8 protein-coding genes and 1 pseudogene are annotated in these 13,395 nt (G+C 57.3%); 7 read left to right on the plus strand and 2 right to left on the minus strand.

Going from position 1 to position 13,395, the window contains the following annotated elements:
* Nucleotides 1–105 precede the first annotated feature (105 nt).
* Both ACZ1GU_RS03830 and ACZ1GU_RS03835 read right to left on the minus strand, forming a co-directional pair.
* A complete protein-coding gene (locus ACZ1GU_RS03830) occupies nucleotides 106–3,156 on the minus strand; it encodes a TonB-dependent receptor domain-containing protein (protein ID WP_472646773.1) in 3,051 nt (1,016 codons plus the stop codon).
* A 344-nt stretch (nucleotides 3,157–3,500) separates the two neighbouring features.
* Entirely contained in the window at nucleotides 3,501–6,506 is a 3,006-nt protein-coding gene (locus tag ACZ1GU_RS03835; RefSeq protein ID WP_472646774.1) for a TonB-dependent receptor domain-containing protein, read from the minus strand.
* Between the two features lie 400 nt (nucleotides 6,507–6,906).
* Between ACZ1GU_RS03835 and ACZ1GU_RS03840 the strand changes: the two genes are divergently transcribed.
* From ACZ1GU_RS03840 to ACZ1GU_RS03870, 7 genes and pseudogenes are all read left to right on the plus strand, one after another.
* Nucleotides 6,907–7,461 carry a hypothetical protein gene (locus ACZ1GU_RS03840; protein WP_472646775.1) on the plus strand — a complete coding sequence of 185 codons (555 nt, stop codon included), beginning with the start codon at nucleotides 6,907–6,909 and terminating at the stop codon, nucleotides 7,459–7,461.
* 133 nt (nucleotides 7,462–7,594) lie between these two features.
* Nucleotides 7,595–8,767 carry an acetyl-CoA C-acetyltransferase gene (locus ACZ1GU_RS03845; RefSeq protein ID WP_472646776.1) on the plus strand — a complete coding sequence of 391 codons (1,173 nt, stop codon included), beginning with the start codon at nucleotides 7,595–7,597 and terminating at the stop codon, nucleotides 8,765–8,767.
* Between the two features lie 29 nt (nucleotides 8,768–8,796).
* Nucleotides 8,797–9,582 (plus strand): SDR family NAD(P)-dependent oxidoreductase, encoded by a 786-nt coding sequence (locus ACZ1GU_RS03850; protein WP_472646777.1) that lies wholly within the window; start codon nucleotides 8,797–8,799, stop codon nucleotides 9,580–9,582.
* A gap of 667 nt (nucleotides 9,583–10,249) precedes the next feature.
* Complete coding sequence (locus tag ACZ1GU_RS03855; RefSeq protein ID WP_472646778.1) at nucleotides 10,250–11,656, plus strand: hypothetical protein; 1,407 nt, start codon at nucleotides 10,250–10,252, stop codon at nucleotides 11,654–11,656.
* A complete protein-coding gene (locus tag ACZ1GU_RS03860) occupies nucleotides 11,611–12,459 on the plus strand; it encodes a hypothetical protein (RefSeq protein ID WP_472648704.1) in 849 nt (282 codons plus the stop codon). Before ACZ1GU_RS03855 ends, ACZ1GU_RS03860 begins: the two co-directional genes overlap by 46 nt.
* Nucleotides 12,426–12,584: pseudogene (locus ACZ1GU_RS03865) on the plus strand (hypothetical protein); the annotation flags it as partial. The gene ACZ1GU_RS03860 and the pseudogene ACZ1GU_RS03865, both read left to right, overlap by 34 nt.
* Nucleotides 12,585–12,641: 57 nt before the next feature.
* Nucleotides 12,642–13,103 carry a YadA C-terminal domain-containing protein gene (locus ACZ1GU_RS03870; protein WP_472648705.1) on the plus strand — a complete coding sequence of 154 codons (462 nt, stop codon included), beginning with the start codon at nucleotides 12,642–12,644 and terminating at the stop codon, nucleotides 13,101–13,103.
* The last annotated feature ends 292 nt before the right edge of the window (nucleotides 13,104–13,395 follow it).

The raw sequence follows: 13,395 nt of genomic DNA on the forward strand, positions 1-13,395 counted from the left end.
GGGTTGATCGGGCTTTGCCCAGTAGCCGCTCCTGAAATCTGAAACGGCCAACAAAAAAGGGCCCCGGTTCCCCGGGGCCCTTTCTTTGTGCGTGATCGCTTCGGATCAGTCGAGTTCTACGCGGAAACCAGCGTACAAGGTACGACCGAAGTTGTCGAAGATGCCCGAGCCTGCGCCCGCACCCGAGAGACCGAGTGGTGGCAGTTCATCAAGCAGGTTATCGACACCAGCGAAGAAGTTGTACTTCTCGTCGATTTCCCAGTTCAGACGGATGTCCTGATAGAACACGTCACCGTAGTAACGCTGACCGAAGGCCAGAGGGTTGTTCGCTGGGTTACCGTTGAAGGCAAACTCGTCTTCGAATTCCTGGATCAGCTGACGGCCAACGTAGCGAACGTCGTAACCGACGGTAAAGTCACCAACTTCATAATCGACCGAAAAGTTCGCCGCGAAGGTTGGGTCACCAAGTTCGCTCTGGATGCGATCTGGAACATCAGGGTTCGCAATGTCGAGGAACGTTACGTTACGCAGGACATAGTTCGCCAGCAAACGCATAGACAGCGAACTGTCGTTCTCGAACGAGGTGCGATAGCGAACATCAAAGTCGAGACCTTCAGTTTCGAGGGCCGCAAAGTTGAACGAACCACCGATGAGCACTGGGTCATCGAAGAAGTTGTCACCATCACGTGGGTTGATCGATGGGCAGAACGCATTGTTCGGGAAGTTGCCCGGATCAGCGTCAAAGCAGTTATCGAGAACTGCTTGTGCGCCCACACCAGCAATCACGTTCGTGATGTTGATGTTGTAGTAGTCAACAGTGACAGCGAAACCTGGCAGGAACTCAGGCTCCCAAACCACACCGATTGTGTAGCTTTCTGATTCCTCTTCTTGAAGCAGCGGGTTGCCGCCGGTGAGGAATGGTAGTGACTGAGCACGTGCCGGAACGTTCACAAAGTTCGCGCTTGGCGGGATGCCAATAGCGGTACAGTTTGCAACACGGTTCGGACCGCCATTGTTGATGTTCTGGATATCACAAGGGTCAGCAACGAACGCAAAGTTCTGCGACTGTGGCGAGAACAGATCCGATGGGTTCGGAACACGGATCGACTTCGAGAAGTTACCGCGGAAACGCAGACCTTCTACAGGCGACCAGATTGCGCCAGCGTTCCACGTGAACACTTTGTCAGCAGCCGTGTTGTAATCCGAATAACGCGCCGCACCATCGACAGTCAGCTCGTTAAAGAAAGGCATGTCTGCAAGGATCGGGATGCGAAGCTCGCCGAACACACTCTTCTCAGTGAACTTAGGTGGATCGAACGTCGGAATGATATTCAGGAACGTAGCACCCGACTGGGTCAGATCATCGAAATCAGAGAACGACGTCTCTTCACGATATTCTGCACCAAGCGAGAAAGCGACCGGACCGCCTGGGAGTTCGAAGAGCTGCGATGAATCGCCGCTCATGAATGCGGTTACGACGAACTGTTCTGCGTTTTCATCGCGAGTGGAATCGAACGCAACGTAGTCGATAGCAGCCTGGCTTGGGCTTCCCGAACCGAAAATGTTGATCGGCACACATGCAGGATCATCGTTCGATGGATCAGCATCGTTGTTGATGGCACAGACAATGTTGCCTGTTCCGTCAAACACCGCAGCAACTGCGTTGCTGAAGTTTTGCTCGATGATCTGATTGCGCGAAGTCAGGAACGTGTCGAGACGACCGTAAACAGCCGAAATCTCGTATTTCCAGTCATCGTTGAAGTCGCCGCGGACACCGCCAACAAGGCGGAACATCTCACGTTCGTTGATTTCCGAACGACCGCCGAGGTCGACGTTGAAACGCGAGTAGAAGAAGCCAGTGCCGCCGGTGAAGGCGGGCTGAAGCGTGTTCTGGATGAAATCTGCATCAGCAGGGTTCAGGAACGCGTTATCGAAGGTTACTACTTCATCGAAGAAGCGGAAAGTTGGCTGACCTTCCTGCAGGGCTTCAAGGCGGTTGTACTTACCTTCGAAGAAGACTTCAAACGCTGGCGAGAACTCATAGCGGGCAAGAACGTTGGCCGTGTAACGATCAAGGCCAGGCGCAAGCTGACCCGTGTTGGTCAAGGTTGAACCGATGCCGCCCAGCGTGTTGTTGCTACCTGCACGGCGGAAGTCGAGCTCTGGCTGGTTGCGTACCAGACGACCATTCGTATCAAACACGTAGAGCGCTTCTTCACGAGCGCCAGCCGGATTGAATACGTCACCGTTGCGGTCAGTTGCACAGGTCGCAGCTTCGAGAGCTGGCGTGCTGTCATTACAGGATAGACCAAGAATGTTGGTGCCATCCGAAATGTTGCCGTTGCGTACACCGGAACGGAAGAAGGTAAAGGTGTTTGCACCGTTACCAGCTGATGTACGGTTGAACTGACGGCGACCGTTGAACGCGCCGGTTTGAGCGTCGCGCTGACTGTTGAACAGCGCTTCTGCGCGGGCATACTCGCCAGAGAAAGCAATGTTACCGCGGCCATCTGCAAAGTTTGTGCCTGCAGTTACAGCAAGATATTGCTGCGGACGATCACCACGGCTGGTGATTGAGCTTTGGCCAGTGACACGAACGCCTTCGAAATCTTCACGCAAGATAAAGTTAACGACACCAGCAACAGCTTCTGAGCCGTAAATTGCTGAGTTACCGCCCGTGACCACGTCAACCCGCTCAAGCAATTCAGCGGGAATGGTGTTTACGTCGATGCGGAAGTCACCTGGCAGCGCGCCAACTTGACGACGGCCATTAATGAGGACCAGCGTACGGTTCGTTCCGAGACCGCGAAGGTCAAGCAGGTTAAGGCCTGACGTACCGATGAAACGGTTCGAGTTTGCTTGCGAGAACGTCGAACGCAGCGAAGGCAAATCGTTGAGCGCGTCGCCGAGGCTGACGTCAGCGCTATCGATCAGGTCTTCAGCGCCAACTGATGTGACCGGAACGGTCGAGTCGAGGTTTGGACGGGCAATACGCGAACCAGAAACGATAATTGTTCCTGTCGGCTCTTCGACATCTGCCGATTCGTCGGTGTCGGTATCAGTGTCGGCGTCCTGCGCGATGGCAGGTGACGCGACAAGCGCCAAACTGATCGCGAATGCGCCGGCACTCGACCGGAGTGTATTCGAAATTTTCATTTGATCTCATACCCCTATGATTGATCAATGCCACTGGCTGCACAGCGGCTATGTGAGAGAAAAACATGCTGCGACAATGCATTTTCAACCAATCGCAACGCGAATTCCAGATTTGACCACGGTGGTGGAACGCCGTCAGTAAACGGAATTCCAGCAACTTGCTCATTGCTCCACGTAAAGCGGTTTCAACTGAGAGCAAAATCTCTTCGCCCCCGTTCAGCCAATTGAAAGCTGCCTGTAGCAGTTTTGCAACATTGCGGGGTTCTGCGTGGATGTGGCTCAGGCAACAAAAAAAGCCGCGGTCCGAAGACTGCGGCTTTCTTTGTTTAGGCTTTCGCCGGTGATTAGAACTTGAAGTTCACACCTGCGAAGAACTGACGAGCGGTGTCGTAGATCGTCGGGAACGTGTTACCGTTTCCGAGTGGTGGACCCGACGAGTTCGATACCGGTGGCTGCTCATTGAGGAAGTTCAGCACACCGCCGCGCAGCGAGATCACGTCGTTCACGTCGTAGAAGAACGAGAAGTCGAGATAGTTCACTGCTGGGAATGAATCGTCGATGACTGGGTTGTCAGCAACCGGCTCATTCTCAGTGCCGCTGAAGTGACGCCATGCCAGGTTCAAGTCGATACCGGCCAGCGTTTGCAGGCCAAGAACGACGCGGTGACGATATTCAGGCGTCACAGGCGATGGGCAACCATTTTCGAGGAACCCTGCGCATTCGATTGGATCACCGCCAGGGAATGGGATGAAATCAAATCCGTCAAGGATGGTTCCGACATAGTCGAGGCTGACGCCGCCAATGCCATCAATATCGGTCGAGTAAGACGCCTGGATGTCAAAACCAGAAGTCGTCAGCTCGGCGATGTTGATGTTGGTGGCCAGGAAGCCAACGCCCGGAAGACCAGCAGCAAGTGTGCCCGAAGGCGCACGAGTGATCAGGTCACAGAACGCTGGGTCACCAGTCGCAAGACAGTTGTCGAGCGTAACCTGAGCAGCAATACCGCCCGAAATTGCGTCTTCAACAGTAACGTCGAAATAGTCGACCGACAGGATCAGGCCTGGAACAAAGCGTGGTTCAAACACAGCACCGATGGTGATCGTGTCGGAGCTTTCAGGCGTGAGGTCCGGGTTACCACCAGTAATCGACTGGGTTTGGCCCGAGATCACGTCCAGAATGTTGCCAAACTGAGCAGCGGTAACGCCGGTGCGTGCGCACTGTTCGAGAGTTGCGATCGGAGCGTCCGAAGCACACGGATCAAACAGAGCGATGCCGTTGGCGTTAGTGCCAGCCGAGTTCAGGTTCGGAAGACCAGTGTCCTGACCAGTGAACAGTTCGATCACGTTTGGTGCACGCACCGAACGCTGGAACTGAGCACGGAATTTGATGTCAGAAACCGGAACCCAGACACCCTCAATACCGAACGTGTCGGTGCTGACCGAGCTGGTCGTGCCGTTGCCGCTGTTGGTGTAGTCCGAATAACGGTAAGAACCTTCAAGCGTCAGCTCTTCGAAGAAAGGACGGTCGGTTACCAGCGGGATCTGGACTTCGGTGAAGATCTCATAGACCTGTACCGAGCCGGAGACTGGCAGGTCAGCGCCGCCAACACCGGTGAAACCACCGCCAGGGACCTGGCTGATTTCGTCTGGTGTCGATTCCAGAGTGTCTTCACGATACTCAACACCGACGAGGAAGCCGATGCCGTCATCGCTGAACGGTGAGCTGAACCCGTATTCGCCCAAGTCAGCCTGAACGAAACCGCCTGCAACCAGCTGGCTGGTTTCACCAAGAACAATACCGACGCCTTGGATGAAGTCAGTCTGAGCTTGAGTGATTGCAGTCGTGCCGTCTGGGTTACGTTGGAACGGGTTGTAAGGAACACAGCCGCCTGTTGGGTCGCGACAAACGACGTTACCGGTGCCGTCATCAACAGCGAAAAACGCTTGCTGAAGGTTGGCGACGATGAAGTCGTTGGTCGAAACCGACACGTCGTTAGTTTCGGCGTACTGACCGAAGACTTCGAACGACCATACGTCGTCGATATCACCGCGAAGGCCAGCGACCATGCGGAATGTCGAGTTTTCAAGGCGCGAGTTACGTGGGCCGCCTTCGACGTTACGGTGCGAAGCGGTGATTCCGCTCACATCGTTACCGGCAGCGATATCAGCTGCAGTACAGCCGAAGATGTCGGTCAACTGCTGGCCCGGAGTGTTCTGGATGAACGGGTTGTCACAGTTGATCGAGTATGCGCCGATACCGAATGAAGCGGTCTGAGCGATCTGTGCGTCCGATACGTTGTCGACGTAAGACAGGTCAGCAAAGAACTCGAGATTGTCAGTGATCTCGTACTGACCCTTGGCGTAGATCGTAAAGCGCTCCGAAGGACGCTGGAAGAAGTTGAACTCGCCAAAGTTGAAGCGCTGATCTGGCGTACCAGCGAAGTCAACGATCGTGCCGTCGGCTTCCTGGAAGGTAAAGCCGCCAGGGCCGCCGAACAGACGGAAGTTTGCCGAACCAAAGCAGCCGACACCGCCGAAGCTGATGTCTGGGTTCGAGCTTGAGTCGAGCGTACAAGCCGAGAAGTCACGATCTGCTTGAACGACAGATTCACGACGCTCGTAGTTCGCATAGATGGTTACGTTGCCGCGGCCATCAGCAGTGTTGGTGCCGAGGATACCCGTGATCGAATATTCTGCGCCGTCAGTTACTGGGCCAGGGGTCGAACCGCCGAATGAGTCAAGAACGTTCGCGAAGAACTCTGAACCATTGCCGGTTTGCTGGAAGCCGCCCTGGACGTCGATTTCGAGACCTTCGAAATCACGCTTGAGGATAAAGTTGGCAACACCGCCAACAGCGTCCGAACCGTAAACAGCCGAGCTACCACCGGTCAGCACGTCAACGCGCTCGATCAGCTGGGTAGGGATGACGTCGAGGTTGGCAGACGAAATTGCCGAAGAGCCGTATGGCAGACGGCGACCGTCGATCAGAACGAGAGTCCGCTGTGAGCCGAGACCACGAAGGTTCAGCGTAGCGGTACCTGATGCACCGTTCGAAACTTCACCGGCCTGACCAGCGAATACTTGCGGGAGCTGGTTTACGAAGTCCTCGATACGGACTGTACCTTGACCCTGAATTTGTTCTGCGGTGACAGAAACAACCGGGTTTGCACCTTCGAGGTTCGGGTTAACGTTAAGACGCGAACCGGTAACGAGGATCGGTGCGCCTTCATCGACCGCTGCATCATCGTCAGTCGTGACATCGGCATCCTGAGCAAAGGCCGGAGCCGATACCAGAGCCAAGCCTACTGCGAATGAGCCTGCGCTCGTTCGGAGTTGATTGGAAAACTTCATATGGTTTCATACCCTTATGATTATGGCTGCCAAAATTGGCGCACCATGTTGCAAGAATTGGACTGCGTTGTTCCAGCTTTCGTCGGAACGGTGCAATCCGCATCCAGTTCATCGGTTAGGGCGTGCTGCAAAGCCCAGGATATATCCTGTGAGGCGCCGCAATTAGCCCATCCGTGCATGCGGCCTAGGACTCTTGGGGGTCACAATGGAAGCCGGACTGCAACAGAACGTAAAATTGACACAGCGGTGTAGCAGCTATGCAACACAGGTAACTGGGGCCCATTAACCATAACTCGCGGGCTGAAATCAGCCATTTTGGCGATCCTGGTCGAGAGAACCTTAACGGGCTATCTAGCGCGCGGCATTGGACTGTGACATTCTGACCGTGAAAGGAATGCTCATGCAATTGCTCACCAAATTCGTCCACGCCAGTATTCTCACGTTTGCGTTCGGCGCTGGGGCGGGTGTCGCTGCGCAATCCGAAGAGGGCGAGGCCGAGCCTGTGGCTACCCCGCAAATCGTGAGCGAGTTGTTTGAGTGCCGCTCGATCACTGACTCGACCGAGCGCCTCGCCTGCTTCGACCGCGAGGTAGCGCGCGTCTACGAAGCGCAAAACTCGCGAGAATTGGTTATCGCTGATCGCGAGCAGGTTCAGGAGACCAAGCGCGGCCTGTTTGGGCTGAAGCTACCCAAGATCGGCCTGTTCCGCGGCGGCGATGATGACGCGGATGCCGTCAACGAGATCACAGCCACATTGGCGAGCGCTAAGAAGCTGGACAGTGGCCGTTACGTCTTCGAGCTGGAAGATGGCGTCCGCTGGCTCGAAACCGAAAGCGTCTCGGGATTCCGCAGGTTCAATGCGGGCGACACGATCGTCATCAAGAGGGCAGCGCTTGGCAGCTTCAAGGCGAAGGTGAACGGCAAGCGAGCCGTGCGCGTTCGGCGGCTAAACTGACCCGCCGCCGGATGCCGTAGCGTTAGGCTGAGTGAAGCGCGGAAGCACGCCGGAACTCGGTTGACGTCCACGTAAGGTCGCCTTACGTCGAGTGGCAAATAGCAACGTTTACGTAATCGAGAGGACCTCCCCTATGCCTACAGCCTATATCGTTGACGCCGTCCGCACCGCCGGTGGCCGCAGGGGAGGGCGCCTTGCCGGCGTTCACCCGGTCGATTTGCTCGCAAAATCGCTCGACGCCGTGGTAGAGCGCAGCGGCATTGATCCCAATGCTGTCGACGATGTGGTCACCGGTTGCGTCAGCCAGGCTGGCGAGCAGGCGATGCAGGTCGGGCGCATGGGCGTGCTTGCCTCGAAGCACCTCCCGCAATCGACCCCTGCGGTTACGATTGACCGCCAGTGCGGCAGCTCGCAGCAGGCGATCCAGTTCGCCGCGCAAGCCGTGATGAGTGGTACGCAGGACGTCGTCATCGCCAGCGGTGTCGAAAGCATGACGCGCGTGCCAATGGGCTCGACCGCGACCTTCCACATGAAGGAAGGCTTGGGCCATTACAAATCGCCCGGCCTTGAAGAGAAATACCCCAAGGTGCAGTTCAGCCAGTTCATGGGCGCGGAGATGATCGCGAACAAGCACGGCTTCACCAAGGAACAGCTCGACAGTTTCGCGCTCGAAAGTCACATGCGCGCAATCAAGGCGACCGAAGCCGGCGCATTCGAAAACGAGATCGTGCCGGTTGAGATAGAAACGCCCGAAGGCACCGAAATGCACACGTTGGACGAGGGCATCCGCTTCGACGCGACACTCGAAGGCATCGCCGGGGTCAAGCTGATCGCGCCCGATGGCAAAGTCACCGCCGCCTCTGCCAGCCAGATCTGCGATGGATCGTCAGCGGTAATGGTCGTTAGCGAGGAAGCACTGAAGGCGCATGGCCTCACCCCGCTCGCGCGCATTCACAACCTCACCGTGACGGCGGGCGATCCGGTCATCATGCTCGAAGAGCCGCTGTTCGCGACCGACAAGGCGCTGGAGCGCGCCGGCATGAAAATCGACGACATCGACCTTTACGAAGTGAACGAGGCGTTCGCGCCAGTTCCGCTCGCATGGCTCAAGCACACCGGCGCGGACCCGGACAGGCTCAACGTCCACGGCGGCGCCATCGCGCTCGGCCACCCGCTCGGCGCATCCGGCACCAAGCTGATGGCGACGCTCGTTCACGCGCTCAAGCGTCATGACAAGAAATACGGCCTGCAAACGATGTGCGAAGGCGGCGGCGTCGCCAATGTCACCATCGTTGAAGCGCTCTAAGTTACCCAATATCGAGAGGATTTTTGAACATGGAAGTATCAGCCAATACCCCAGCCGTCGTCACCGGTGGCGCATCCGGCCTCGGCGAAGCGACCGCCCGCGCGCTCGCAGCCAAAGGCGCAAAAGTAGCCATCTTCGACATGAACGAAGAAAAGGGCGAAGCCGTCGCTGCCGACATTGGCGGCGTGTTCTGCAAGGTCAACGTGACCAGCGATGAAGACGTCGATGCAGGCTTTGCCAAGGCGCGCGAAGCGCACGGCCAGGAGCGCATCCTTGTGAACTGCGCAGGCATCGGCAACGCGATCAAGACCGCCAGCCGCGACAAACAGACCGGCGAGATCAAGCACTTCCCGATTTCAGCCTTCGACTTCGTGATCCAGGTAAACCTGATCGGCACATTCCGCTGCATCGCCAAATCGGCTGCTGGCATGATGAGCCTCGACCCGCTCACGGACGAGGGCGACCGCGGCGCAATCGTCAACACGGCTTCGGTTGCGGCTGAAGACGGCCAGATGGGCCAGGCGGCATACTCCGCATCAAAGGGCGGCGTTGTCGGAATGACCCTGCCAATCGCGCGCGACCTGATGCGTGAAGGCATCCGCGTTAACACGATCCTGCCGGGCATCTTCAACACCCCGCTCATGAACGCTGCCCCGCCGCAGGTGAAGGAAGCGCTAGCAGCCAGCGTCCCGTTCCCCAAGCGTTTGGGCAATCCGGAAGAGTATGCGAACCTTGCGATGTGCATGATCGAGACCGGCTACTTCAACGGCGAAGACGTGCGGCTCGACGGCGCGATCCGCATGGCGCCGAGGTAAGAGCCGAACACCTCTATTTGCGAAACGCCGCTCGCGCCAACCAGCGCGGGCGGCGATTTTGTACAATTAATCCAATTGCATTCGGTTATAGAACTCCGCACCATGCAAGGGGGAGTCGACAATTCCGGCGCTGAAAAAGCCATAAGACCGGAAGTTTCGGGCCGCTTGCACGCCTCCCTTTCTCACACGGAAGAAGGGGAATACATGTGAAGAAGTCACTTTTGCTCTCGACTGTCCTGTCGGCTAGGGCTGGCCGCGCCGGCTGAGGTGCGCGCGGAAGACTGCCTGAGCGTTGACCGCCTCACCTTTAGATAGATGAAATTCGGACGCGACCTCGACACTACCCAAAGCAGCAGAGTGCTCGATTGGAAGGGCTAGGACATCCCGGCTTGAGACGATCATAGTTATAGCGAAGATATGCCTCGGGCGCTCGCAGACTGTCCGAATTTGGCGACAATCAAGAATCTTGCGTAATTCTTGGATGAAGAAGCATCCAAAAATTTGCCTCTAACTGTCTAGATTTTGGCGTTTTGATCGAAAACGTCTAGCGTCGGCCCTGGGTAACAATGGGGGGCGATTCAAAAAGACTGGGCATGCATTGGGCGCGCAGGCGAATAACGCCGCCGCAAACAGCCTCCCTTTCACGCGATTTGCGAAAGGGAAATGTATGAAAAAGACACTTCTACTCTCGACGATTCTGTCGGCTGGCATTGCTAGCGCTATGTTTACAGCACCGCACGAAGCGAAGGCTGAAGACTGCCTGCTGGACCGCGACGATGACGGCGTAGTGGATGCTGCCACCGACAACGACGGCGCGGCAAACTCAGGTGACGATGACAATTCGCTCGCCTGCGGTGTTGGCGCGAATGCTTCCGGATCATTTTCTACGGCGATCGGTTCTACCGCCATCGCTGGTGCAAATGATGCCGTTGCTGTCGGTTACGGTGCGGATGCACTGCAAATTGAATCAGTTGCTATTGGCGATACTTCAACCGCAAATGGCGAATATGCCATAGCCATTGGGTCCCAGTCTGATGCGACCAGGGATCGTGCGATTGCAATCGGCGGCGATGGAGGGGATGCCGATGGCCTGGGCGCGCAAGCGATGGGCGTCGGTACCGTCGCCGTCGGGGCAGATGCCGTTGCGAGCAACAATTTCGGAGTGGCGGTTGGCGAACGGGCAAATGCAGCGTTAAATTCCGGTGTTGCAGTTGGCTTTTTGGCCAACGCAATGTCTTTTGCGGGCGTGGCCATAGGGGGTGAATCGGTCGCTGACGGGACGGGAGCGATTGCGATCGGTGAAAGCCCGGAAGCAACGGCAGACAACACTATCGCGATTGGCCGGTTGAGTGACGCAACATTTGCTGGTGCCATTGCGATCGGAAGCGATACCGCCGCAACCGGTGACAACGCATTGGCTATCGGAAATGGTGCACAGGCCACCGAAACGAGAAGCACTGCCATTGGCGGAGGTGCTTCGGCAACAGGCGATGAAACAACCGTTGTCGGCCATAACGCGAGCGCGGCTGGTAGCAACGCGACAGCGGTTGGCGAAGGTGCATTAGCGACAGGACAAAGCTCGTCGGCGTTTGGAGCGAATGCGGTGGCAAACGGTGATGGAACAGGTCTGGGGCGGACATCCAATGCAGGTATCAATTCTGTAGCGATAGGTGCCTTTACTAGTGCCGCTGGAGAACAATCCGTAGCTGTTGGCGCACGCTCAAACGCCACAATGGCAGGCGCAATCGCCATTGGCGGTGATGGAACGGATGTAGGCACCGATGGCGCGCAAGCGACCGACGCTGAAGCTATTGCGATTGGTCAAGATGCTTTGGCGAGTGCGCGTCGTTCGATTGCATTTGGTCCTGCGGCCAATGCAACTGGGGTCGGCAGCACGGTACCGTGGGCAGGGGTGCTTCTGCAACAGCTCAAGGCAGCCTCGGAGTTGGCTTTGATGCTGCTGCAACTGGGGCCCAAAGCACGGCTTTGGGCATTTTGGCTGATGCGGCGGGAAGCGGTAGCACGGCTTTGGGTGTTGGTGCAGTGGCACAGGCGCTCAACAGCACGGCTGTAGGCGGCGGTGCTAGCGCAATAGCTGAGGGCAGCTTAGCTTTGGGTATTAGCGCAAATGCATCTGGAGAAGAATCCTTGGCTTTGGGCAAATCATCAGACGCTACGATGATCGGATCGATCGCGATTGGTAGCGATGGAACGGATCCGAGCTCTATTGGCACCCAGGCGACGGGCGCGGACGCCATCGCAATTGGGACAAATACCCTAGCAACAGCTGACGGCAGCGCAGCTTTGGGCAACCGTGCTGATGCAACAGCGCGTAACAGCACGGCTTTGGGCAATGGTGCCACTGCAGCAGCTGAGGGGAGCGCGGCTTTGGGCTCGGATTCCTCTGCCACAGGACAGTTCAGCATAGCTATCGGCATTTTTGCTCAAGGTTCAGAGGAGCGCAGTACCGCTCTCGGCGCTGGTTCCAATGCATCAGGGATCCGCAGCACGGCTTTGGGTGCTAGCACTTTGGCTAGCGGAGAACGTTCCCTGGCTCTTGGTGAGTTCTCAAGCGCAACAATGACCGGCGCGATCGCCATTGGTGGTGACGGAGCGGACGGCGACATACTGGGCGCGCAGGCGACGGCTGATTTCGCGACGGCCTTGGGTGCGGATGCACTGGCGCTGGGACAGGACTCCACCGCTATCGAACGACGACGCGAGCCTCCGGTCTGCGCGGTGCTGCCTTTGGCCGGAGTTCGCGCGCGCTCGGGACCAGCTCTGCGGCCTTTGGCGACACTGCCTTTGCTGTTGGCGGACGCGCCACGGCTGTCGGTCAGCGCGCGCTGGCCAATGGAGGGCGGTCAACGGCGGTAGGATACGATACAGAGGCGGGGTCTAACGGCACCGCCGTTGGTGACACCGCTGTTGCAACCGGCAATGGAGCCACGGCTGTTGGCTTTCGCGCGACCGTGACCCACGCAAACTCTACTGCTGTGGGCGCGAACGCGACCACAACCGCTGACGAACAAGTCACTCTTGGCGGGGCGGGCTCATCAGTGCGGATCGGCGACATTGATGCCTCAACCGCTGCGCAGGTTGGCCCGGTTGATGCTGTGACGGTTGACGCCAATGGCACGCTGGGACGGCAGACAGTCGCAACCGCGGCCTCGGTCTACAATGTTCGTGTGGCTCTGAACGCCTTCTCGCAGGTCTCGACCGCGCAATTCGATGCGCTCAGCGGGCGGGTCGATAATCTGGCGTTCCGCTTGGAAGACCTCGATGACGACATGCGTTCAGGCGTTGCCGCCGCAATGGCTCAGGCAGAGGCTCCGTTTCCGCCCGAGCCGGGCCAGACTGGCTACGCAGTGCGCGGAGCGACGTTCCGCGGGCAGCAGGCCTTCAGCCTTGGCCTGTCGCATCGTTTGAATGTGAATATTCCGATTACGATCAACGCCAGTGTCAGCCATGCTGGCGACAAGAACACCGGTGCAAGCGTAGGCGTTGCCGGAATATTCTAAGACCTGACCGCTTGGCGGGGCGAATGTTCCCTTGTGAGGGGAGTGTTCGCCTCACCGTGTCTCTTTGACATGGCTGGCGCGTTGAGCGCCGATCTTTCCTACCTGCATGCTCGCGCTCTATGGATCCGGGCATGCACAGCTTCCAAAATTTCATTAGTTCGTTGGGACAAATCGAGCGATTTCGCCCGGCGCAGCTTTTAGCCTCAAGACCATGTAACATGCGGTCCATGTGTTGCTTGACAGCGTTGAACCGAGTGGGGACAAGCTCGTCATCAGGGGCGTCAGAGGAGAG

The sequence above is a fragment of the Erythrobacter sp. HA7-11 genome (assembly GCF_055693605.1).